At 37.3% G+C, this 23,374-nt stretch carries 28 protein-coding genes; 14 read left to right on the top strand and 14 right to left on the bottom strand.

The window, feature by feature from the left end:
• Positions 1-117: 117 nt before the first annotated feature.
• The 3 genes from PCY71_RS13340 to PCY71_RS13330 are packed head-to-tail and all read right to left on the bottom strand — an operon-like array spanning position 118 to position 3,481.
• Positions 118-1,506, bottom strand: coding sequence for an ABC transporter permease (locus tag PCY71_RS13340; protein ID WP_003068202.1), 1,389 nt, complete (start codon positions 1,504-1,506; stop codon positions 118-120).
• Positions 1,507-1,529: 23 nt separating this feature from the next.
• Entirely contained in the window at positions 1,530-2,177 is a 648-nt protein-coding gene (locus PCY71_RS13335; protein ID WP_003068204.1) for an ABC transporter ATP-binding protein, read from the bottom strand.
• 11 nt (positions 2,178-2,188) lie between these two features.
• Positions 2,189-3,481, bottom strand: a complete 1,293-nt coding sequence (locus PCY71_RS13330) for an ABC transporter permease (protein ID WP_003068207.1) — start codon at positions 3,479-3,481, stop codon at positions 2,189-2,191.
• Positions 3,482-3,750: 269 nt separating this feature from the next.
• Between PCY71_RS13330 and PCY71_RS13325 the strand changes: the two genes are divergently transcribed.
• From PCY71_RS13325 to PCY71_RS13285, 9 genes are all read left to right on the top strand, one after another.
• Positions 3,751-4,605: a bifunctional methylenetetrahydrofolate dehydrogenase/methenyltetrahydrofolate cyclohydrolase gene (locus PCY71_RS13325; RefSeq protein WP_301412748.1), complete on the top strand. Its 855-nt coding sequence runs from the start codon at positions 3,751-3,753 to the stop codon at positions 4,603-4,605.
• A 105-nt stretch (positions 4,606-4,710) separates the two neighbouring features.
• Positions 4,711-5,550: an NAD(P)H-hydrate dehydratase gene (locus tag PCY71_RS13320; protein ID WP_037598706.1), complete on the top strand. Its 840-nt coding sequence runs from the start codon at positions 4,711-4,713 to the stop codon at positions 5,548-5,550.
• Between the two features lie 92 nt (positions 5,551-5,642).
• Entirely contained in the window at positions 5,643-6,983 is a 1,341-nt protein-coding gene (gene xseA / locus PCY71_RS13315) for an exodeoxyribonuclease VII large subunit (protein ID WP_301412747.1), read from the top strand.
• A complete protein-coding gene (locus PCY71_RS13310; protein ID WP_003068213.1) occupies positions 6,961-7,173 on the top strand; it encodes an exodeoxyribonuclease VII small subunit in 213 nt (70 codons plus the stop codon). Before xseA ends, PCY71_RS13310 begins: the two co-directional genes overlap by 23 nt.
• Positions 7,170-8,072, top strand: coding sequence for a polyprenyl synthetase family protein (locus PCY71_RS13305; RefSeq protein WP_301412746.1), 903 nt, complete (start codon positions 7,170-7,172; stop codon positions 8,070-8,072). Before PCY71_RS13310 ends, PCY71_RS13305 begins: the two co-directional genes overlap by 4 nt.
• Positions 8,038-8,853: a TlyA family RNA methyltransferase gene (locus PCY71_RS13300; RefSeq protein ID WP_048786221.1), complete on the top strand. Its 816-nt coding sequence runs from the start codon at positions 8,038-8,040 to the stop codon at positions 8,851-8,853. The genes PCY71_RS13305 and PCY71_RS13300 overlap by 35 nt, the downstream gene beginning before the upstream one ends.
• Positions 8,846-9,277, top strand: a complete 432-nt coding sequence (locus PCY71_RS13295; protein WP_003068220.1) for an arginine repressor — start codon at positions 8,846-8,848, stop codon at positions 9,275-9,277. Before PCY71_RS13300 ends, PCY71_RS13295 begins: the two co-directional genes overlap by 8 nt.
• A 7-nt stretch (positions 9,278-9,284) precedes the next feature.
• Complete coding sequence (gene recN, locus PCY71_RS13290) at positions 9,285-10,943, top strand: DNA repair protein RecN (RefSeq protein WP_301412745.1); 1,659 nt, start codon at positions 9,285-9,287, stop codon at positions 10,941-10,943.
• A gap of 310 nt (positions 10,944-11,253) precedes the next feature.
• Positions 11,254-11,985, top strand: a complete 732-nt coding sequence (locus tag PCY71_RS13285; protein WP_301412744.1) for a metallophosphoesterase — start codon at positions 11,254-11,256, stop codon at positions 11,983-11,985.
• 62 nt (positions 11,986-12,047) lie between these two features.
• Here PCY71_RS13285 and PCY71_RS13280 read toward each other — a convergent pair whose 3' ends face one another.
• From PCY71_RS13280 to PCY71_RS13265, 4 genes are read right to left on the bottom strand one after another with little or no spacing between them, the layout of a single operon-like run.
• Positions 12,048-13,019 carry a siderophore ABC transporter substrate-binding protein gene (locus tag PCY71_RS13280; RefSeq protein ID WP_003068226.1) on the bottom strand — a complete coding sequence of 324 codons (972 nt, stop codon included), beginning with the start codon at positions 13,017-13,019 and terminating at the stop codon, positions 12,048-12,050.
• Between the two features lie 21 nt (positions 13,020-13,040).
• Entirely contained in the window at positions 13,041-13,793 is a 753-nt protein-coding gene (locus PCY71_RS13275) for an ABC transporter ATP-binding protein (RefSeq protein WP_006268271.1), read from the bottom strand.
• Positions 13,794-14,756: an iron chelate uptake ABC transporter family permease subunit gene (locus tag PCY71_RS13270; protein WP_301412743.1), complete on the bottom strand. Its 963-nt coding sequence runs from the start codon at positions 14,754-14,756 to the stop codon at positions 13,794-13,796. It abuts the gene before it with no gap.
• Positions 14,749-15,702 (bottom strand): ABC transporter permease, encoded by a 954-nt coding sequence (locus tag PCY71_RS13265; protein ID WP_006269745.1) that lies wholly within the window; start codon positions 15,700-15,702, stop codon positions 14,749-14,751. The genes PCY71_RS13270 and PCY71_RS13265 overlap by 8 nt, the downstream gene beginning before the upstream one ends.
• Before the next feature lie 235 nt (positions 15,703-15,937).
• Here PCY71_RS13265 and PCY71_RS13260 point away from each other — a divergent pair, with 235 nt between their 5' ends.
• Positions 15,938-16,771, top strand: a complete 834-nt coding sequence (locus PCY71_RS13260; protein WP_301412742.1) for a DegV family protein — start codon at positions 15,938-15,940, stop codon at positions 16,769-16,771.
• A gap of 128 nt (positions 16,772-16,899) precedes the next feature.
• On the top strand, positions 16,900-17,175 hold the full coding sequence (locus tag PCY71_RS13255) for an HU family DNA-binding protein (protein ID WP_003036014.1): 276 nt from the start codon (positions 16,900-16,902) through the stop codon (positions 17,173-17,175).
• Positions 17,176-17,262: 87 nt separating this feature from the next.
• Here the strand turns inward: PCY71_RS13255 and PCY71_RS13250 are convergent, their stop codons facing one another.
• From PCY71_RS13250 to PCY71_RS13230, 5 genes are all read right to left on the bottom strand, one after another.
• A complete protein-coding gene (locus PCY71_RS13250) occupies positions 17,263-18,405 on the bottom strand; it encodes a tyrosine-type recombinase/integrase (protein ID WP_301412741.1) in 1,143 nt (380 codons plus the stop codon).
• Between the two features lie 127 nt (positions 18,406-18,532).
• Positions 18,533-18,802: a DUF4177 domain-containing protein gene (locus PCY71_RS13245; protein WP_070811611.1), complete on the bottom strand. Its 270-nt coding sequence runs from the start codon at positions 18,800-18,802 to the stop codon at positions 18,533-18,535.
• Positions 18,803-19,222, bottom strand: coding sequence for a hypothetical protein (locus PCY71_RS13240; protein ID WP_106382448.1), 420 nt, complete (start codon positions 19,220-19,222; stop codon positions 18,803-18,805). It lies immediately after the preceding gene.
• Positions 19,223-19,233: 11 nt separating this feature from the next.
• Positions 19,234-20,004: a LexA family transcriptional regulator gene (locus PCY71_RS13235; protein WP_301412740.1), complete on the bottom strand. Its 771-nt coding sequence runs from the start codon at positions 20,002-20,004 to the stop codon at positions 19,234-19,236.
• 639 nt (positions 20,005-20,643) lie between these two features.
• Entirely contained in the window at positions 20,644-21,414 is a 771-nt protein-coding gene (locus PCY71_RS13230; RefSeq protein ID WP_301412739.1) for a DUF4393 domain-containing protein, read from the bottom strand.
• A 174-nt stretch (positions 21,415-21,588) separates the two neighbouring features.
• Here PCY71_RS13230 and PCY71_RS13225 point away from each other — a divergent pair, with 174 nt between their 5' ends.
• Positions 21,589-21,774 carry a helix-turn-helix transcriptional regulator gene (locus PCY71_RS13225; RefSeq protein ID WP_301412738.1) on the top strand — a complete coding sequence of 62 codons (186 nt, stop codon included), beginning with the start codon at positions 21,589-21,591 and terminating at the stop codon, positions 21,772-21,774.
• Between the two features lie 92 nt (positions 21,775-21,866).
• Here the strand turns inward: PCY71_RS13225 and PCY71_RS13220 are convergent, their stop codons facing one another.
• Complete coding sequence (locus PCY71_RS13220) at positions 21,867-22,544, bottom strand: DUF4145 domain-containing protein (protein WP_144210101.1); 678 nt, start codon at positions 22,542-22,544, stop codon at positions 21,867-21,869.
• A gap of 56 nt (positions 22,545-22,600) precedes the next feature.
• Between PCY71_RS13220 and PCY71_RS13215 the strand changes: the two genes are divergently transcribed.
• The gene (locus PCY71_RS13215; RefSeq protein ID WP_164503725.1) at positions 22,601-22,741 is read left to right on the top strand and encodes a hypothetical protein; all 141 of its coding nucleotides are present in this window, start codon (positions 22,601-22,603) and stop codon (positions 22,739-22,741) included.
• On the opposite strand, the gene PCY71_RS13210 is transcribed toward PCY71_RS13215, so the two are convergent.
• Complete coding sequence (locus PCY71_RS13210; protein WP_301412737.1) at positions 22,721-23,095, bottom strand: DUF2513 domain-containing protein; 375 nt, start codon at positions 23,093-23,095, stop codon at positions 22,721-22,723. The two genes, PCY71_RS13215 and PCY71_RS13210, sit on opposite strands and share 21 nt — an antisense overlap.
• Before the next feature lie 56 nt (positions 23,096-23,151).
• Here PCY71_RS13210 and PCY71_RS13205 point away from each other — a divergent pair, with 56 nt between their 5' ends.
• Positions 23,152-23,343 (top strand): helix-turn-helix domain-containing protein, encoded by a 192-nt coding sequence (locus PCY71_RS13205; RefSeq protein WP_235499510.1) that lies wholly within the window; start codon positions 23,152-23,154, stop codon positions 23,341-23,343.
• Positions 23,344-23,374 lie beyond the last annotated feature (31 nt).

Raw genomic sequence — 23,374 nt, 5'->3', positions numbered from 1 at the left:
CAAGTCGACAAAGCGAACCTCACGTCATTTCATCCGAGAGTCAGTCCAGCTGTCTATAAAATAAATCGGTCCGTCAACTTAGCTGACGGACCGATTTTGTCTGAACTCATTGATATCTTATTTGCTGTTATCTCCCATTAGTAAGTCTTTTGGTTGCTTACTAAGGAGCGTGATTGAAGCAATGAGGACGGAAACGATGATAATGGCAAGTCCAAAGATGACCACTTTGGTCATATCATCAGGAGATACATGTACATTGAGGCTAGTGAGGGTCTTGTTAAAGCCATCCACTTCAGCCCCGCCTCCAAGATTGGCGCTCTTACCTTCTCGAGCTAGTTTTTCAGCAATACCACTGGTAACTTGTTTTAAAATGCTATTTCCCATCACCTTGCTGACAGCACTACCTGCAAAGTAAGCACCAATGAAGCTAAATATACTTACAAAGAGAACTTCTGTGATAAATTGGAAGAAAATCTTTGTTTTGCTAATTCCCATTGAAAGCATGATTCCCATTTCTTTTCTACGACCATTGATCCATAAGAACAAGACTAGCGTAAGAACAATCGCTCCAAAGATTAGCGTTCCGATTAAGAGGTTTCCAGTAACGCCGTAAATACCGTTAATAGAAGATTGAAGTGCTGGGAAGTTGCTTGTGCTCTTAACAAGGGTGTAGGCTTCCCAATCAATAGATGATATTTCTTTTACTTTCGCCATCACTTTATCAATATCTTGGCTACCGTTTACAAAGAAAGTAGCATCTTGATAAATAGCGTTTTTATCTGTTGAACCTTGTAAAGTTTTAGTCGTTTCTAAGTCTGTGATAAAGGTATTTTCATACAATTCTTGAGGACTAGAAACGCCTCCTTTATTTTTCCCGTCAAAAATTCCGATAACTGTCACTTTAGTCGTTTTATTAGCTTTGCGAACGTTATCATAGTCATAAGTATTCGATTTTATATTAATCGTATCGCCAACTTTAAGTTTGTTCTTTTCTGCAAAATCTTTATGAATTAAAGCAACATTTTTGTCATTTTTGTTGATATGTCTACCTTCAACTAGTTTGAAGGTTTCTGCGGTAAATTTATCATCTTTAGATGAATCGTTGATACCTGTTGCCATAATGGCACGGCCGAATTTTTGTTTTCTATCTTCGCTTTCAAAGTCGGTTTCTCCAGATTCAACCAATTGGTGATCAATTAAGTCAGCGACAACATTCATTCGTTTGATGTAGCCAGAGATACCTTTAACTTTTTCTACAGCTTCGATATCTTCGCCTTTAAGATTTCCTGCTCCGCGAGGTGTACCTTGGTTCACTTCGCGGTTAATCTGCATTGAGAAACTGCTAGTGATATTTTTGAAAGTTTCTTTTGAAGCAGCGTCTGTTGCATTTTTAACAGCAATACTGCCAAGTGTTAAAGTAGAGATGGCTAACAGGATTAAAAAGATAATCAGTGTTTTTATTTTTTTGCGCCATACATAGGCAAGAGCGTTCTTTATCGTTAACATATAATTTCTTCTCCTTGGAGGTCTTATTTATAATTCTTAGTGACTTCGATTAAGTTCTTATTGCTTAACTCTAAGACGACGTCTGCTTTATTAGCTAACTCTTTGCTGTGTGTCACCACAATCACACATTTATTTTTTTGTTTAGCTGATTTAATTAGGATTTCAATGATGTCCATGGCAGTACCTTCATCTAAGTTTCCAGTTGGTTCATCTGCTAAGATAATTGGTGCTGTAGATGCAAGAGCGCGTGCAATAGCAACCCGTTGCTGCTGGCCACCTGATAATCGTAATACGTTACGATGGATTTCTTTTTCGTTGAGTCCAAGTTGTAGTAAGCTATCTTTACTTGCTTGAGAATTTACGAGTCGAACATTCTCCATCGGAGTTAAGTAATCGATTAAATTATAATTTTGGAAAACCAGGGAGATTTGTTTCCGTCTGTGATGGTTATAGCCTTTTTGGGCGATGTCTTGATCTTCAAAGAGGATTTTTCCTTTTGTAGGAGTATCAAGTCCTGCAAGAAGGGAAAGCAAGGTTGATTTTCCTGCACCAGATTTCCCTATAATAGCATAAAATTTTCCTTCTTCAAATGAAGCTGTGATCTGATTCAATACATTTTCTTGTAGGCTATTGTATTGGTAACTAACTGAATCCATTTTTAAAATTGTCATGTTTTGTCTCCTTAACTTATATCGGTTAAAATATCTTTTGGTTTTTTATGTAGGATAATAGAAGATGAACCTACTACTGCAAGTAAAATAATGATGAGCAGTATTCCATAAGTCATCAAAATAGTAGAGGCATGTAAGTGCGGAACGATATTTTCAAAAATAGCGGATGAGCTATCTTGTTGTTGACCGCCTTTTATAAACCCTTTGAATACCATGGTGGAAATATAAGAGCCACTAATAGAAGCTAGTGCCATACTAAATACTGATATGATAACCAGTTCTAGTATGAATTGAGAGATAATCATCGCTTTTGAAATACCAAGAGATAATAGTACTCCGATTTCATAAATCCTTTCTCTCAACCAGAACATGAGAATCAAGGAAAGAACGATGATACTTCCAATAATGATACTGAAAGTTAAAACATTAATAATCTGTTTGAAACTGGTAACAGAAGAAGAAACTGCTTCAAAAGCTTTAGAGTTTTTAACAAGATCAGTTTGCTTCCAATCAATTTTTGACTTTTTGACTGTATTGATGACTTTATCAATTTGATTTGGATTTGATACGAAATAAACGGCTGCAGATAATTTATAATCAGCTGGTTTGTAGCCTTGTAAGTGTTGGCTCGATTCATAGTCCATATAGACAGTATTTTCTGTCGCATCTGAGCTTAAACCTGTTTGTTTCTCTTCTTTTTTTCCAGAGAAGATACCAGCAATTTCAAACTCTACTTCATGGAGTTGTTTAGCATCCTCATCCTTTAAGGAAGCTCCCTTTAGTTTTAGTTTATCTCCAACCTTTAAATGGTTCTTTTTAGCTAATTTTTCATGGATGAGAATCTTGGATTTATCGCCTTTACGAATTGGCTTTCCTTGTTCAAGTTTGAAAACACCACTTGCAAAGGTTGTTTCTAGAGTAGAATCACTTGTTCCTAATGCAGCAACCAGATTGTTGAGGACAGGGTTTTGATTGTCTCTTGTGACACCTTGTTTTTTCTTAACAACAGTTTTATCTGTCAAACTTGCTAAAGCATCGTATTTGAAGTTGAATTTTGAAATTTCTTTATTCTCAAGTAATTTTTCTGCTGTTTTTAGTGAAAGTGGTCGTTCAAGTGTTTTGCTAGTTATTGTAAAGCCAGTATTTGATGCGTCATAGATTTTCTTTTCGATATTATTAGTCGTTCCCATAATAGAAAAGCTACTAGTTAAGGCAGTTGAAATGAGAGTAAGTATCAGAAATACAAGAAGAGTTTTAACTCTTTTTCTACTGATGTAATTCAAAGCCTGCTTGGCTATTTGCATAATTTTCTTCCCTTCTATATATTTTAAAACTAAATCGGTACCGTGTTCTATGTTAAAGCAGTTACCTTAAAATAGTTTTAAGGTTTAAGGTAATTTTAAGTTTTTTGGCTGATTTTTTTCTGTTTTTTCTGTAATTTTTTATAAAATATTAAAAGCTGAAAGAAGGAAGGAATTCTACGATCTTTTGATTGATAATGTTTTATAAGAAAAAGCAGTCATTTTTTTGTTATATGTTATAATAGAATGGAGAAATTAGAAATGAGATGGATATGACAAAGATAATTGATGGCAAGGCTTTGGCAGAAAAATTGCAAATACAGTTAGCAGAAAAGGTTAGAAAATTAAAAGACGAAACAGGATCGATTCCAGGACTTGTAGTGATTTTAGTGGGGAATAACCCAGCCAGTCAGATTTATGTGCGAAATAAAGAGCGCTCCGCTTTGTCTGTAGGGCTTCGGAGCGAAGTAATACGTCTGCCAGAAACGACTAGTCAAGAAGAATTACTTACTTTGATAGAACGATACAATCAAGACTCAGCTTGGCATGGTATTTTAGTGCAATTGCCTCTTCCCAAACACATTGATGAAGAAGCGGTGCTGCTAGCGATTGATCCCGATAAAGATGTGGATGGCTTTCATCCGATGAATATGGGGCGACTCTGGAGTGGTCATCCTGTTATGATCCCTTCAACACCTGCTGGTATTATGGAAATGTTTCATGAGTATGGTGTTGACTTAGAAGGCAAACGTGCGGTGGTCATTGGACGAAGTAATATTGTGGGTAAGCCGATGGCACAGCTCTTGCTGGCTAAAAATGCCACAGTAACTTTGACTCATTCGCGGACACATCATTTGTCAGAGATCACAAAAAAGGCTGATATTTTGGTTGTCGCTATTGGGCGTGGTCACTTTGTGACGAAAGATTTTGTTAAAGAAGGTGCAGTCGTGATTGATGTGGGGATGAACCGCGATCAGAATGGTAAATTGATTGGCGATGTAAAATTTGATGAAGTATCAGAAATCGCTAGTCTCATTACTCCTGTGCCAAAGGGCGTTGGTCCCATGACTATTACTATGCTTATGGAACAGACATATAGAGCCTGCAAACGGAGTTTGAAGAAATAGAGTGCGACATGTTTTCGATTTTGGAGGCATGTCTATTTTGTTTATGGTAAAATAAAGATAAACAAGGGTGTCACTTCTCTACTGGCATAAGTGAAGGGAGCAAACATGAAAGTGGTAGACTATACATTATTGAAAAAGGTTATTCAACCACGTGCGCTGAATGGTCACAAGGGAGAGTATGGTCGTCTGTTATTGATTGGCGGTACTTATCCGTTTGGTGGCGCAATAATAATGGCAGCAATGGCTGCGATCTATAGTGGAGCTGGATTAGTCACAGTGGCAACAGATAAGGAAAATATCCCATCGTTACATGCACAATTACCTGAAGCAATGGCTTTTGATATTCGGGACGAGAAATTATTGAAAGAACAGATCCAAAAGGCAGATGTGCTATTGATTGGTCCAGGTTTGGCTGAAAATCCTCTTGAAAAAGCTACTTTACAGTTGGTAATAAATCTTGCTAGTGAACGTCAAGTTTTTATCATGGATGGTGGAGCCATTTCTTTTTTTAGCAAAGAAGTTTTGCCATTTCCAAAGGCACAGACGATTTTTACACCACATCAAAAAGAATGGGAACGGTTGAGTGGATTAAAGCTAACAGAGCAGACACTCGAAAAAAGTCAAGAAGCAGTTAATGCCTTTCCTGTTAAAACTATCGTTGTTCAAAAAAAGCATGGAACGACTATTTTTCAAAGTGGAAATCGGAACTGTTTTCAACTGTCCATTGGAGGTCCGTATCAAGCAACAGGCGGTATGGGGGACACGCTTGCAGGTATGATTGCGGGCTTTACAGGACAATTTAAAACGAGCTCTCTACTAGATCGTGTAACTGCCGCTGTCTATCTTCATTCGGCGATTGCAGAGGAGTTGAGCAAAAAATCTTATGTGGTCTTGCCAACAAAAATTAGTAAAGAGATTCCTAAGTGGATGAAGAAATGGTGTTAGTTTTTATGAATTCTGTCAATGATTTTTTATAGATAGTTTGGTATAATAAACATTACAAATGAAGAAGAACTATAGGAGAAGAAAGGAGAGAAATGGCTGAGTATTTATCTGTATCGACCTTGACTAAATATTTAAAGTTAAAGTTTGATAAAGATCCTTATTTAGAGCGGGTTTATTTGACAGGAGAAGTTTCCAATTTTCGCAAACGTCCGAATCATCAGTATTTCTCTCTCAAAGACGAAAAGGCTGTCATTCAGGCAACAATCTGGGGCGGAGTTTACAAAAAGCTAGGTTTTGACTTGGAAGAAGGCATGAAAATCAATGTTGTCGGCCGGATTCAGCTTTATGAGCCAAGTGGCTCCTACTCTATTATCATTGAAAAAGCGGAGCCAGATGGTGTAGGGGCTTTGGCAATTCAGTTTGAGCAGCTTAAAAAACGGTTAGGGGAAGAAGGCTTGTTTGAGACTCGATTTAAACAAACCTTACCCCAATTTCCTAAGAAAATTGGGGTAGTGACTAGTCCTAGTGGTGCAGTGATTCGCGATATTATTACAACTGTTAGCCGTCGTTTTCCAGGAGTAGAGATTATTCTTTATCCAACCAAAGTACAGGGAGAAGGAGCTGCTACTCAGGTGGCAGATAGTATCCGTCGTGCTAATACACGAAGGGATTTAGATGTCCTTATCATCGGTCGAGGTGGTGGATCAATTGAAGATCTTTGGTCATTTAACGAAGAAATTGTTGTCCGTGCCATTTTTGAATCTCAAATTCCAATCATTTCAAGTGTAGGGCATGAAACAGATACGACTTTGGCAGATTTTGTTGCAGATAGACGCGCCGCAACGCCAACTGCCGCTGCAGAACTAGCAACACCTGTAACAAAATTGGATCTCTTAGCGCACATACAGCAGCAACAAAATCGTTTGGCTACTGCTACGTCTAATCGTCTTACCTATAATCGTGAGCGATTGGTTAAGTTGAGCCAGTCTGTCATTTTTCGTCAACCGGAACGATTATATGATAACTATCTTCAAAAATTAGATCAATTAAATTTGCGACTCAAGCAACAAATTCGCGAATATTATAGTGAAGGGATGCAGCAAGCAAGGCTCTTAGAACATCGTTTGGAGGCTTTATCTCCTTTAAGGATGGTTCAGACTTATCAAGAACGTGCAGTCCAGTTGGAACGCCTTTTACGTAGCAATATGGCGGTGATTTATGATTACAAGGTAGCAGAAGTCAAGCGTTTATCTGATGCATTGCTTATGTTGGATACCAGTCGAATTGTGGCTCGTGGCTATGCGATTGTTCAAAAAGACGACAAGGTGGTATCAGGTACCAAAGATATAGAAAAGGGTGACAAGGTCAGTGTAGTTATGCATGACGGTCATCTGGAAGTTGAGGTAAAAAATGTCAAAAGAAAAGAAATTTGAAGAAAATTTAGCTGATTTAGAAGTCATTGTGCAAAAGTTAGAAAACGGAGATGTCCCTTTGGAAGAAGCGATTTCTGAGTTTCAAAAAGGAATGCAACTTTCAAAGGAACTTCAAGCAACCTTAGATAAGGCAGAAAAAACACTAGTCAAGGTTATGCAGGCTGACGGCACAGAAACGGAAGTGGAATGAAACAAGACGAAAAATTGGTTAGAATTGGACGGACTATTGAGAATTTTTATGTTCAAAAGATGGTATCGGCTGATTTGATTGAAGCGATTCTTTACTCGATCAATGCAGGCGGCAAGCGGATTCGCCCTCTGCTGCTTTTGGAATTGTTAGAAGGTATGGGTTTGGAATTGACGGAGGCCCATTTTCAGGTGGCCGCAGCGCTTGAGATGATTCATACTGGAAGTTTGATTCATGACGATTTGCCAGCTATGGATGATGATGATTATCGTCGTGGTCGTTTAACCAGCCACAAAAAATTTGGAGAGGATATGGCTATTTTAGCAGGGGATTCGCTCTTTTTGGATTCTTATGCCTTAGTAGCAGAAGCGGCATTACCTAGTCAGATTAGGGCAAACTTAATTGCAGAATTATCTCAAGCTGCTGGAACCTTTGGCATGGTTGGAGGTCAAGTTCTTGATATGCAAGGAGAAGGTCGTAGCGTTAGTTTGGAAGAGTTACAGGTTATTCATGCTAACAAAACTGGTAAGCTCCTGACCTATCCTTTTATTGCAGCTGGTTTGATTGCTGAACTAGCAGAACCGCAGCAAGAAAAATTAAGAAAAACGGGTCAATTACTTGGACTAGCTTTTCAGGTGCGAGATGATATTCTAGATGAGACAGCGAGTTTTGAGGACTTGGGGAAGACACCACAGAAAGATGTAGCAGCAGGGAAGGCCACTTATCCAGCTATTTTGGGCTTGGATGGTGCTAAGCATTTCTTTGAAGAACAGTTGAGCGCAGCTGAGATTTTATTAGCAGAGGTAGAAATGGACATAGATTTTTCAGGGTCTGCTATCAGAAAAATAATAGAAAGTTTGAGGCTTAATGACGAAGGAAAGAGTAGATGTTCTAGCTTATAAGCAAGGTTTGTTTGAAACGAGAGAACAAGCTAAACGAGGGGTCATGGCAGGTTTAGTTGTTGCCGTTGCCAATGGTCAACGTTTTGATAAACCTGGTGAAAAAATTGATGAAAGTATGGAGTTGAAACTCAAGGGAGAAAAGCTCAAATATGTCAGTCGTGGTGGTTTAAAATTAGAAAAGGCTTTGCAGGTGTTTGACATTTCAGTTGAGGAGCAGGTCACGCTGGACATTGGAGCCTCGACAGGTGGCTTTACGGATGTTATGCTGCAAAATGGTGCGCAGCAAGTCTACGCAGTAGATGTCGGCACGAATCAGCTGGCATGGAAACTCCGTCAAGATGAGCGAGTGGTCAGCATGGAGCAATTTAACTTTCGTTATGCTGAAGCAGCTGATTTTGAGAAGATACCTAGTTTTGCCTCCATTGATGTCAGTTTTATCTCGCTTCGTCTCATTCTACCAGCTTTGCATAAGGTTTTGGCTAAAAATGGAGAAGTTGTGGCACTCATTAAGCCGCAGTTTGAGGCCGGTAGAGAGCAAATTGGTAAAAATGGAATTGTAAAAGATAAAAAAGTGCATCAAGCAGTTTTAGAAAAAGTAACGGACTTTATGGTTGAAGCCGGATTCTCTGTTAAAGGTCTGGATTTCTCCCCTATTCAAGGTGGACATGGGAACGTGGAATTTCTGGCCTATTTAGAAAAAAGGTTTCACCCCGAAAACCTAGTAAAGACGATGATTACAACTGTCGTGGAAACAGCACATAAGGAATTTAAGGATGAATAAAAAAGAAAGATTAGAAAAAATTAGACATTTTGTGTCGGATTATGAAGTTGGAACACAAGAAGCTATTGTAGAATATCTGAAACAATCAGGAATCACAGCAACACAGGCAACCATTTCACGAGACATTAAAGAGCTGGGAATTGTCAAAATTCCGCAGAAGAATAACACCTATATCTATGAATTACCAAAATCAGCTAGTACAAGCTTAAAATTAGCGGATAACAATATTTTAGATTCTGAGTTGTTAAGAAATATGATCAACCTTCGCCTTGTCCCTGGAAGCACAGCTTTTGTGAAGCGACAAATTGTAGAAGATTTTTCTGATGACATTTTTAGTATTTTAGCGGATGATGACACAATCCTCCTTATTTTCCGTAATGAAGAAATGGCTCATAAGGTATTGGAAGAGATAAAAAATTGGTAGGTAGCCTATGTTACTTGAAATTTCCATTAAAAATTTTGCAATTATTGAAGAGGTTTCTCTCAATTTTGAGCAAGGCATGACCGTTTTGACAGGTGAAACGGGTGCTGGGAAGTCTATTATCATTGATGCTATGAATATGATGTTGGGAAGCCGAGCAACAACAGATGTGATTCGTCATGGCGCACCAAAAGCTGAGATTGAAGGACTGTTTGCGATTGAACAGAGTAAAGCTTTGGTTGAAATCTTTGAGCAGCAGGGGCTTGATATGACAGATGAGTTGATTATTCGGCGAGAAATTTTCCAAAACGGTCGCAGTATCAGCCGTATTAATGGTCAAATGGTCAATTTATCCGTTTTGCGATCGGTTGGACAGCATTTGGTGGATATTCACGGTCAGCACGACCAAGAAGAGTTGATGCGACCGCAGCTTCATATTTCCATGTTGGACGAGTTTGGAGATGAAGTATTTTTTAAACTCAAAGCGGATTATCAGCAAACTTTTGATCAGTATCGTCAGTTGCGTAAGCAAGTTATAACGATTCAGAAGAATCAAGAAGAAAATAAGGCGCGGATTGATATGCTGGAATATCAGATTGCAGAGATTGAGGCGGCCAATTTAAGAGCTGGCGAAGATTTGGCATTAAACCAAGAACGCGATAAATTACTCAACCATAAGCAGATTGCAGACACTTTGACAAATACCTACGCTATGCTGGATAATGAGGAGTTTTCGAGTTTATCTAATATTCGAGCTGCCATGAATGATATGGAAGCTATCGAAGAGTACGATGTTACTTACAAAGAAATTGCGGCTAATCTTGCTGAGTCTTACTATGTACTGGAAGACGCAACAAAGCGTTTGGAAGACATTCTAGATAACATGGATTTTGATGGTGATCGTCTCTTAGAAGTTGAAAGGCGTCTAGATCTGATTTATAGCATTACTCGTAAATACGGTGGGCATGTGGATGATGTGTTAGCTTATTTAGAGCAAATTTCTAAAGAATATGCGCTTTTGACTGGAAAGAATCTCTCATCAAATGATTTGGATCAAGAGCTGAGAAAGCTAGAGAAAGATTTGGTCTCTCTAGCAGGTCGTCTGAGTCAGGAACGGCACGAATTAGCCCAGCAATTGGAAGCAGAGATTCAGCAAGAATTAAAAGATCTCTATATGGAAAAGGCGAATTTTCGAGTTCAATTTACCAAAGGAAAGTTTAGCCGCGAGGGAAATGAGCATGTTGAATTTTACATTTCAACTAATCCGGGCGAAGATTACAAACCGCTCGTTAAGATTGCCTCCGGTGGTGAATTGTCACGTTTGATGTTGGCAATCAAGTCTGCTTTTTCTCGTAAAGAAGGCAAGACAAGCATTGTTTTTGATGAAGTAGACACAGGCGTATCTGGACGTGTTGCGCAAGCTATTGCTCAGAAAATTCATAAAATTGGCTCCAATGGACAAGTTCTTGCCATCTCGCACCTACCACAAGTGATTGCCATTGCAGATTATCAATTTTTCATCGAGAAAATATCAGATGAATATTCAACAGTTTCAACAGTTCGCTTGTTGTCTGATGAAGAGCGTATCGAAGAGATTGCTAAAATGTTAGCGGGTGAAAATGTGACTGAAGCAGCTCTCACGCAGGCTAGAGAACTATTGAAACAGTGAATGGGTTGACGTTGTTCGTCTCCTTCGTTATGCCAAAGTTCTGGTATAATGACCCCGGATATTTGTATAATCTAATTCCTACAAAGTTGCTTAAGTATCTAGAAGGCTGCTAAGTCAGCAATTGAATAAAACGAAGTTTTCGTCAAAAGCACTCTTCCAAATTTGGAAGAGTGACTTACTTCGCAAGTTTTATCTGTAACTTCAAAGTAGTACTTTGAGTAGTTCGTTTCTGCACCAGTTGTTTACTATACAAGAGGCTTTGAAGTTGGAGGCTTGCGTTTCAATCTCTTCTTTTATCAGGAGGAAAACCATGACAAATTATTTTGTAATTGGAGATGTACATGGAAAGGCAAATATGCTAGAAACGCTACTCAAAAAATGGGATGGAAAAAGCCAGCTCATTTTTTTAGGAGATTTGATTGATCGTGGTGAGGATAGTAGAGCAGTTTTAGAGTGTGTGAAGAACCTTGTTGTAAAGCAAGGAGCAATTTGCATTTCTGGAAATCATGAGTATATGTTTCTAACTTGGTTAGATAATCCCGAGAGAGGATATGAACATTATCGCCGTAATGGTGGAGATACGACAATCAATTCCATTTTAAGACGATCTTTAGATACTCCTGTTGATGGAGTGGAAGATGCTAAGCGCGTGTTAGAAGAGGCACCAGATCTCGTGACTTTCATCCGTCAGATGCCCTTCTTTGTTGAAACAGAACAGTATATTTTTGTGCATGCCGGTATTGATTTAGATTTGAAAGATTGGCACCAAACTAGTGATTATCAAAAGGTTTGGTTGCGTGAACCCTTTCATCAGGGATACAATCAAACCGGAAAGACAATCGTATTTGGTCATACCCCAACTTTTTATCTCTTTTCTGAGAGACCTGGGACAAGTCACCTTTGGAGAACGCAGGATCAAAAAATTGGTATGGATGGTGGAGCTGTCTATGGTGGGGTTCTCCATGGAGTTTTATTCGGAGACGAGGGCATTTTAGAACATTATTTCGTCAAAAATCATACATTGGTGGCTGAAGATAACTGAATGTTGTACAACAAAAGAGTTGAAAGAACTTTTCAAGTAAGTTTTCTTTCAACTCTTTTTGTTTATTTTCCAGCTATATTTTTGACATCTTTAATCATTAATTTAGTAGACTCGAGACCACCACCGCTAAGGTACCAAAGATCCGATGTTAAATTAACAATCGCTTTCTTTTTAGCAGCATTTGTTTCTTGAATTAGTGAATTATTCAATAAATCTTTATTCACTGAATTATCGCCACCGATAGCAAGAGTTCGGTTGAGAGAGAAAATAATGTCTGGGTTAATTTGTTTGACACTTTCGAAACTGACCTCTTGACCGTGCCGAGAGTCTTTAATTTTGGCATCAGTGGCTTTGAATTTCAGGGTGCTATAAAGAAATGCAAAACGTGATTTCGCACCAAATGCTGACATTGCGCCCTCGTTCAGCATAAGCGTTAAGGCTTTTTTAGTTGACTTTTCATTTGCACTTGCAACACTTTCAATCTCTTTATCTAATGCAGCTAGTTCGCTTTTAGCTTTTTTTGTTCCATCTTCTCCAAAGATACTTGCCAGGGAGAGGATATTTTGTTTAGTAGACCCCCAATAATCTTTATTATCTGCTTTAAAAAGGACAGTAGGAGCAATTTCTTTAAATTTCTTAACATACTGTGCTGTACGTGGAGAAGCAATGATTAAATCTGGTTTCAAGGCGGCGATTGCTTCCATATCAGGTTCTTTCATGGTGCCAACATTTTTGATGTTTTTTGAAAGATTTTTCAAGTAAGCAGGCAAGGTTTTCTTTGGAATCCCAGCGAGACTACTTTCCTTTCCTAGAGCCCGAATGGTATCGGCTGCACCAAGGTCAAACGTAACAATTTTTTTAGGATTGATTGGAACTTTAGTCTCCCCTGCTGCTGATTTAATAGAGACTTCACTTGCAGAAGATGAGGTATTTGTCTTTGTGTTTTGTTTATTATGAGCGCCACAAGCTGCTAAAAATACAACAGCAAAAGCTGTAAGGATAGATAACAATAGTTTTTTTGTATTCTGTTTCATCAGAAATCCTCCAAATTTAAATTATAGATATACACAGATTTTTTTCCCGTTGATTTCACCAAGGGTTATGTCCATTTCGTACAATGAATCTAAAGTTTCTTTTTTCATGATTTGTTCCGTCGTACCTTGACAAAAGAGTTTCCCATCTTTAAAGGCGACAATCTCATCCACATATTGACTAGCGATATTGATATCGTGAATGACAATAATAATCGTTTTTCCCAGATCATCCACAAGTGAACGCAAGATTTTCATCATGGCAATACTTTGCTTAATATCCAGATTATTCAGTGGCTCATCCAAAAGAATAAAATCTGTATCCTGTGCCAAAACCATGGCAATAAAGACACGTTGCAATTGCCCTCCTGAAAGTGTATCAATAAAGCGATTTCGCAAGTCAAGGATATTCAGATAAATCAAGGCTTGCTCCACTTGTTGAACATCATCTTTTGTTAAGTGATCTTGGCTATATGGAAAGCGCCCAAATGAAACTAGTTCTTCAACAGTTAATTTCGATTGATAGTTGATTTTTTGCTTTAAAATTGTTAGCTCTTTAGCTAATTCTCTAGAATTCCAAGCTTCAATTTCTTTTCCTTTGATACTGAGAAACCCCTGATCTTTTTTGAGTAAGCGACTCATGATAGAGAGAAGAGTAGATTTTCCAGCACCGTTTGGTCCGATAAAGGCGGTGAATTTACTGGGAGAAATTCTTAAACGAATGTCGTCTAAGACTAACTCTTCCCCAAATGATTTGCTAATGTTTTCTAATTGCATTTAACGTTTTGCCTCCTTTGCTAAGAGATAGAAGAAGAAAGAACCTCCTACTAACTCGATGACCATGCTGACATTAATTTGTAGTTGAAAGATTCGCTCTACCAGCAGTTGTCCGCTGATTAGAAAGATAAAGCCGAGTAAACTGGCCACTAAAAAGAGCCATTTATGCTGGTATTCTTTGATGAGTAGATAGGCTAGATTAGACATCATAAAGCCAAAAAACATCATGGGTCCAGCTAAAGCAGTCGTTGACGAAGTCAGTAAAACAATAGCCCATAGCAGTTTTTTTTGCTCTTTTTCTACCTCTATGCCTAAAATCATAGCTGTCTTTTTATCTAAACGGAAGACATTGAGCACAGCATTCTTTTTCAGTACATATAGACTAACTAGTCCGATGATGACAGTAGCAATCAGAACAATTTCCATATTCATTCGTTGAAATGAAGGAAATAGTTTTGTTTGAAGCTTATCGTATTCGTTAGGATCCATCAACACTTGCAGAAAGGTACTTGTACTTCTAAATAGTATCCCTAATGCCATACAGATGAGTAAAATGAACACAAAACCTTGTTGTAACAGTTTTTTAATCATAGGCTGCAAACAAAGGAAAAATCCACATTGAATACTCAAAATGATAATAAACTCAAACAAGGGATTTGATATCTTTCCAATAAACTGATTGGCAAAAAATAGATAGACAGTCTGCATGAGTACGTAGAGAGCATCCAGGCCTAGGATACTTGGTGTTAAAAATCGATTTTCAGTAATCGTTTGGAAACTGATTGTTGAAAAACTAGCAGCAACTGCAATGATTAGATAGGCCAATAACTTTTGCGATCGCAGTTTTATGATAAAGCCTGTCAAAGGATACTCCGTTGGCATCAGGTAGAAAAATATAGCTACTACAGCTACAAAGAGTAGTAAGATGATGAGCCCTTTTGTTTGGATTTTCATTTTATTCATGAGTGGCACCTCGCCATAAAAGATAAATGAATGTTAAACTTCCAAAAATTCCCAGAATCAAACTAACTGAGATTTCGTAGGGACGGATCACCATACGTGACATAATATCACAGATTAAAATTAAGCCTGCTCCCGTCAGGGCAGTAATACTTTTGATGCGCGTGATATGATCTCCATAAAATTTTCGCACAATATTTGGTATAATCACGCCTATGAAAGGAAGCGAGCCCACTGTAATCATTGTCACACTGGTTGTGAGAGCAATGAGAAATAGGCTCAATCCTTCCATTTGATAAAAAGATATCCCTAGATTATGGCTAGCATCTTCTCCTAGATTCATAATTGTAAAAGTAGCAGACAACCGCCAGACAGCAATCAGAATAACAAAACTTAAAAAAAGCCACTCATATTGATGTGTCTGAATCATTGCAAAAGATCCTTGCGTCCACGATGTCATACTTTGCACTAGATCAAAACGATAGGCAAGAATTTCAGCAGCTGCACTAATGACACCACTATAAATAATTCCGACAAGTGGCAGTAACCATTTTTCCTTAAATGATAATTTTCTGATAAATCTAATAAAAATAATCGTAAAAAAAATAGAAGAGACAAAGGCGAAGAGCATTTTTTGAGCCAAATTCGCCGTTGGAAAGAAGAAGAGGCTGAGAAGCATACCGAACTTTGCAGCATTTACTGTTCCAATTGTACTAGGCGCCGCAAAATGATTCTGTGTAACAGTTTGCATCAGAAGTCCCGCAATACTCATGCTAGATCCTGCTAAAATGATACTAATAGTCCTTGGTAAGCGCGACTCTAAAAATAATAGCCAAGTGTTAGTCTCACCACTGAGTAGTTTATGCCAAGAAAAACTGCTAGCACCAACCATAATTGAAATGAAAGCCAGTATAAGACAAAGAATTCCTAAAAATTTTGTCTGTTTCATTTATCAACTATTCCCTCTTTCTCTAAAATTTACTTTAAATTAAGATACAAGAATAGGCTAACAAAAAAACATTAGAGTGTCAATTATTTTCTGAAAATTTAATAATTCTGTCTATTGAGAACAATAAAGAGCTATACACATCTTTTACATATTTTATTCAGAAAAATTATTCCACAAAAAGTTATTTTTTTGATATAATGAATTAAATAGATAAAATTTATAAAGTAGGAAAAACATGACAAAAATCAAAATTGTAACGGATTCATCTATTACGATTGAACCGCAAATTGTAGAGGATTTAGAGATTACAATCGTCCCTTTGTCTGTAATGGTAGATGGTGTTGTTTATTCCGATGCTGATCTGAAAGAAGGAGAATTTCTTCGCTTGATGCAGTCCAGTAAAAATCTTCCTAAAACAAGTCAACCGCCCGTCGGCGTCTTTGCAGAGGTTTTTGAACGATTGGGTGAACATGCTGATAAAATCATTTCAATTCATATGTCCCATGCTTTATCTGGAACAGTTGAAGCCGCCCGTCAAGGTGCCACTTTATCAAACGTCGATGTCACAGTCATTGATAGCTCTTTTACAGATCAAGCTTTGAAGTTTCAAGTGGTAGAAGCTGCCAAATTAGCCAAGGCAGGTGCTGATTTAGAAGATATTTTGGCAAAAATTGAAGAAGTGCGTGAAAAAACGGAACTTTATATCGGTGTATCAACTCTTGAAAATCTTGTAAAAGGAGGTCGCATTGGTCGTGTAACAGGACTTCTCAGCTCGCTTCTGAATATTCGAGTGGTAATGCAGATGAAACAGCATGAACTACAACCAATTGTAAAGGGGCGGGGCGTAAAAACTTTTAAAAAATGGGTCAATGATTTGGCTGTAAGTCTGAAGGATAAAAAAGTAACAGAGATTGGAATTTCGTATGCAGGAACTGCCGAATTGGCGAACGAAATGAAACAGATTTTGCAACCGTGTGTGGGAAAAACGATTTCTGTTTTGGAGACTGGTTCTATTATTCAAACACATACAGGTGAAAATGCGTGGGCAATCCTCGTTCGCTATGAATAAGTTTGATATTTTTGGAAAAATTGAAAAAAGTTCGTTTTGTGCTTGACCTAATAACATTTTTTAGATATGATAATACTTGTTAGAGTTAGTGACTACTAATTCATAAAATATTTTGGAGGATTTGTTAAATGGCTAACAAACAAGATTTGATTGCAAAAGTAGCAGAAGCTACAGAATTGACTAAGAAAGATTCAGCAGCAGCAGTTGATGCGGTATTCGCAGCAGTAACTGAATTCCTTTCAGCTGGTGAAAAAGTTCAATTGATCGGTTTTGGTAACTTTGAAGTTCGTGAACGTGCAGCTCGTAAAGGTCGTAACCCACAAACTGGTAAAGAAATCACAATCGCAGCTTCTAAAGTGCCAGCATTCAAAGCAGGTAAAGCTCTTAAAGACGCTGTTAAATAATTCAACGATAAAAAGCCTATTGTATCAACGTTTCGGTGTTGTGCAATAGGCTTTTCTTGTGTTTTGGGGCATTTTTGGGGCGTAAAATTAATAGTTTTCCATGATGTCAGCCACATTTGACTTCATTTTCTTGGTGATGTGGGTGTAAATTTGAACAGTTGTCTTTGAATCAGCGTGACCGACACGATCCATAATAGCTTTAAGCGGGACATTGTTTTCAGCCAGACGGCTGACTAGAGTATGACGGAAGATGTGGCTGGTAAGATTTTTCTGAATCGGTTTTTCCAATCGCTTGTTGGCAGCTTTAAGAGCTAGGTTGAAAGAGTTAGTTTGAATGGGAACTCCGTTTTTAGTTGTGAAAAGGTAGCCCATGTCTCTATATCGTAGATTGGTATTTTTTTCCAGTTCATTCATGAACTCTATTTCTTTGAGGATTTCCATTTCCCGGTTGGTCATGATTGTTTCTCGGTAGGAAGCAAGAGTTTTAGGAGTTGTCTTTTCACCGTTACGGTAGCCCTCTGTGTGGTCATAGGTCCCGTGCAACTGTAGAGCCCTGGTTTCAAAATCATAATTTGTTGGTTCGATACTGACCGCCTCACCAATACGGCAGCCATTTAGGCTCATGAACTCAGACAGTAACCCTAAACGGTAAGTGTTGGGGCGTCGATATAACTCTTTAAGAAGCGGTTGGATTTCATCCTCTTCAAGATATTTTTCTTCAATTTTCTTCCAATCTTCCAAAGTTTTCTTTATTCGCGGGAGCTTGGCCCGCCGAGACGGATTATCTTTAATAATATTCAGATCAACAGCGTAATCAAAAGCAAGGTTGAGCATAGATTTGTGACGTTCTTTCTTGTTTCTGGAGCAGTCGAGATTGTCTAGGTAAGTTTGGACATATTTGGGATCAATATTGACCACTTTTACATTCAGTCCAAAAGACTCTCTTATTTCCCTGATATTCCCCCTTAACGAAGCGATAGATGACCGTTTTATCTCTTGTTGATAAAATCCCCACCACTGGTTTAAAAGAGCTGTAAAGAGCATTTCTGACGTTTTTAGGTTATTCAAAAGGTTAGTTATCTTAGTATCAAGTATCTTTTGGGCTTCTTTTCGTATTCTGGGGGTGTCTTTCTCCATGAGTATAGACGTTCTTTTCCATTTGTTGGTATAAGGGTCACGGTATCTTTCAACAAAATTTACTTTTCCGCTTTTGTGTTGTTCTACCCACATTGTTTTTTCTCCTATATTTTGGTAAAATGGGTACAAGAAAACGACCTTTTGAATGGTTGTTTCTTATACAATCGTTTTTGCCTCACGCTCAGAGTCGCCAAACTTTGAGAGCGTGGGGCTTTTTTATTTAATAAATTTTTTCAAAAACCATAGTAGCTTGAATTCTATCACCACCACCTAGTCCTTTACTTCCGCCATTGCTAGTAGCAATGGTATGTAGACGATAACCTTTTTTGGCTTGTTTATTGATTACATTTTCTAACTCTGTTAAATTTCCTGAACCAGTTCCAATAAATTTTTCTTTTAAAGTTACCTGTAATACGACGTAATGAAGATTCTCAATACCTGAAGCGGAAGAGAAAGATCCTTCTTCTTTTGCTTTGTCAAAAAATCCCATTTATTTACTCCTTGAATATTTTTTAGAAAATAGGGTGGCAACACCAAATGAAATGATACCAAGAATCAAAAAGAATATCCCTAAAACTGGTATCACAAACATCAATAGTAGACCTAAAATAATCATTACAATACCAGCCTGTTTATAGTCTTTTGCTGTGTAGTCTTTTGATTGTCGGATAGCTTTTTTCTTAACTTTAGCTGAACTTTTCTCTTTTGAAGATTTTACAATGTCCGATAATCCAAAAGTTGTTTTGCGATATACTTTGTTATACATTGCTTTTTTAGGGTTTTTAATCCAGCCTATTCCTTTTTGTCCATATCCTGGAATCACCGCTTTTTTTATTTGGCGCTTCCACTTTGATGTAGTCCTAGCTTTTAAGCTTCTTTTTAAACTAGGAGTTCTCATTCCTATTTTCATAAAACACTTCTTTATCTTTCTACCGGCATAAAATTGCCAACCACCTTACCGATAATCCGTGGCTCTTCCTCCCACTTAGCAAACTTATCATCGTATTTGTCATTTAGTGAGACGAGCCTTAGACCGTCTTTTTCTTTGTAGACTTTTTTTATGTAACTCTGGCCATCCCAATCAACAGCATAGATGGCACCATCATAGTCCCAACCAGTATCTTTAATAAGGGCGACAGATCCGTCAAGGAATTTAGGTTCCATGGAATCTCCATAGACCCAAGAAGCAAAGTCGTGGTCTATATCTTTGTTATAGAATACGACATCGTAGTTACGATCTTCCATGTAGTTGTAACCATTTCCTGCAGATAATTTCTCGAATACATGGTATTCGGCGAGAGGATCGGTGACTTCTGCTTTATTTGAATTTTCATTTTTCTGCTCTTTGAGCTGCTTGTCAGCAAATGTCAATACTTTTTCTTGACGCGGCTGGTGGAGCTGGTCGTAGATTTGTTGGATTTCAGATTTTGAAAGAACAGGGGGAGTAGCATTGATTTGAATTTCTTGATCGTCATCAAGCATATCAATCAAATCTTCTGCAGAAATTTGCATGCCTTTAGCAATTTTTTCTATCGTTTCATAAGATGGAACAATAGGTTTTTTTGACTTCGGATGCTCATTTTTTTCAAGCATAGAAATATACCCTTTTGTTAAATCAGATAATTCGCAAAAAGCATCCATAGATAACTTATGTTCTGATCTGTATGATTTTAGTAATTCTCCTAATTTCATTAAAAAACCCCTTTCTATATGTTGTTTAATCTATTATACACTTAAAAATAAAAAAAGTAAATATTTTTTGTTTAACACACTTGACAAATTATGTTTAACGTGTTAAACTATAATCAAGCTTAGAGATAAGCAAATAAAACGAAAGGAAAAATCATTATGCTAAAGCGCCGGCGCAAGAAAAAAGACCCTTGGCTGACACAGCCAAGAGCTACGGTAATAGCAGCGATAATAGCGCTTATCGCAGTTATACTCCAACTCTTATTTAAATAAGAGTCACGCCGAAGGAGTAGTAAGAACGGGGCGCAAGCCCCAACTCTTACACCGTCATTCTAGCATAATGTGTGGTGAAAAGCAATGGATAAAGATAAACTTTGGACAGTCGGCGGACTGGTCGCTATTGGTGTAATAATCACTATTGTGATTTGGAATTTGATTTTTTAGGTCATTACCTTAGTCAAAAATTTTTGGTAGAGAGGAGGAAAAGGATGGAAATACTGATTGTATCCATATTATCTTCAATCACCATTTCGTTCATAATGATGAAATGGCATATTCACAATACATCGGTATTGCTTGAAAAACATATCCACGACAGTGATGTTTGGTTTAAGGAACAAATGAAAATACTATTAACCTCTCTTACACAACACAAACATCAATAAAGTTTTGACCGAATTCAGTAATTATAAAACAGAGTTTACCTAATTCGAAACCTGGATTATGCTCAAGTAGATGAATTATGATTGGGTGTTTTTCTATAAAATAATATTCAGTTTCATCTGTTAGATGTTGAGTATCTTTTATTGATATAATACCAAGTCGTTCTAGGTTGATAATTGCAGCTGCATTGCGATGAAGATCAAACAGTTCTTCAGTGAGAAAAATTAAAGGAAAAAGAGTTTTTATTCCTTGTTCGTCCTGTAGGAACATCTTCATAGCTGGGGATGCTGCAAATTTACTGTAATTACTTTCGTTGAGAAATTGTAATATTTGTGCATCTAGTACATCTAGCTGTTTGATTACTTCCACAAATGACGAGTGAATCATACCGTTCTTTCTATTATCGAATGAAGAAGAGATAATTTTTGAAAACATATTTCTCAATTCCTCTTCTTCAATATAGTATCTGGACGCTTCAAGTGCTGGGCCTAATATCTTAATAGATGGCTCTTGAACATTTTCTGGAGGTATAGTTGCCACTTCTTGCAAGATATCGTTTTTCAATTTTTCTACACTTGCTTCACGGTTAGCTTTCAACAAGGCTGCTTGAGTAGAAACGTTGTGACCATAATTGATATACCACCAATCTTGCAATGTTTGAATAGGACCTGCAAACACACCGGCAGAAGTAGCGCCTCCTAGAAATCCCGTAACAAGAGGAAGGAAGTCTTGAAATTGATTAAGATCCATAGCTTTTCTCCTTTCTTAATTATTTGATTAACAAAAAAAGTTTAAATGGTAGTTAAAGTTAGCTTAATCGTTAATCATGGATATATTATAAAATAAATATAGCAAATTGTCAATATATGGTATATTATTGCAATGTTTTTAAACAAAAATACAATATATGGTAGGAGGAGTAACATGTGGGAAAAAATAAAGGCTGTCATGGATCGCAAAGGAATGACGATGTATGCTGTCAGTAAAAAAGCTGAAATTGACCAGAATGTACTCATCAATTTAAAGGTTGGTCGTACAAAACGCATTTACTTTGACAACATGCAAAAAATAGCTGACGCATTAGACGTCAGCCTAGATGAATTTAGATAAGGAGAAGAAAATGAATGAATTAGAAAGAACGGCCCTCAATGAAATACTGAGGACTGTAACGTATATTGCTGGGAAAGTAGAAGAAATTGATTCTAAGATTTCTTTGAGCGATTCACAAGCTCTTGAGCATCAAGAAAAGTAAGTTTCTTACCAAGGTAGAAAATGAAGCCATGTAAATAGTTTTTTAAGTCATAAATATCCTTATCTGGATTTTTTCGGAAGTAGTGACCTTCGTCGTTGCCAATGTATGTTGAAGCTAGAGCAACTGTCTTCAATTCTTCATCATCAATATATGTATCTATGACTTGCTTGAGTTGCATTCTTTCAATCTTGGCTTTATCATCCATGTTTGTCAAAATAACAAAATCTTTAACAAAAAATTCTAAAGCTTTACGATAGCCAATGCCTGCAATATGGTCAAGCTTCTCGTTTTCAGCTTTTAGGGCTTGTAGGTAAATATCTTTTCCGATAGGCGAAATGATGTCAATATCTTCTGGCATTGGGATATCACTAGGCAATTCAGGTTTAACTTCAACATGTGTTAGATTGTAATGGTTTGTACCGTCAAGAGTGGCAGAAAACTCTTCTACCCAGAAATGTTCGCAACCTGGACACTGCAATGTTATGAAAATATTACTTTTTCCTACAGATTTTTCACTGCTCCCTTTGCTTACAACATCTGGGATGATTGGTTTTCGGCAATTAGGGCAGGAATTCTCTATTACAACATCTTGTCTGGCATAGTTACTTATTTGAATTTCTACAAACATAGATTTTCTCCAATCGTTTTTATTCTATTATACCAAATTTGAAAGGAGGTGAGGATATGGATACCATCGCTATACGAGAAAACTCTATTCGTATAAATAATCAAAAAATAAATGGCGTGCAAGCTATTAAAATAAAAAGCACAGCCGAGAAAGGCTATGCCGAGGTTTATATCAAATTACTTGCTAAATTGGTTTGATATAAGATTTGAAATAACCTGAACAGATATTTCTTTTAAGACATCAAGAGAAGTAGAACCAACGTTCTTTGCGATTTCTTTAATTTTGTTCCAGTTAGTATCTTGTCTAATATCGTTAATAAATTGATGGCCGGCTGGAGATAAATCTATAATTGAGAAACCACCGAAAAAGTGTTGTACCTGTAAGAAGAGTCCGCTTGCTTCACATTGGCGAACATGATACAGGATTTCTTCATGATTATATTTATTCTCTAATTCTTGAAAAACAATTTCCTGTTCAACATCATTTGAATATGTAGCGTGTTTTTCGACAATAAGTAGAATATCACGTATGCAATCAGGTTTTAATTTCATTTTTAACCTCGAATATTTTATTTTTATTATATCATAACTACAAAAGGAGGTGAGGAATGGTGCAAGGAGAACGTTTAAAAAAATGGCGTGAGGCAGAAAAAATGTCTCAAGAGGAACTTGCAGAGAAGTCAAATGTTTCTCGAACAACAATACATTTGATAGAATCAGGTCAGTTTTCAACTGTTAAACTTCGAACACTTCAAAAATTAGCCGGAGTTTTTAATAAACATGTAAAAGATTTTTTTTGAAACGAATGTTTAACAAATTAAACTCAAAATA

The sequence above is a fragment of the Streptococcus sp. SN3 genome (assembly GCF_030439905.1).
The sequence above is the reverse complement of the archived record's forward strand: the minus strand, read 5'-3'. Positions and strand labels throughout refer to the sequence as shown.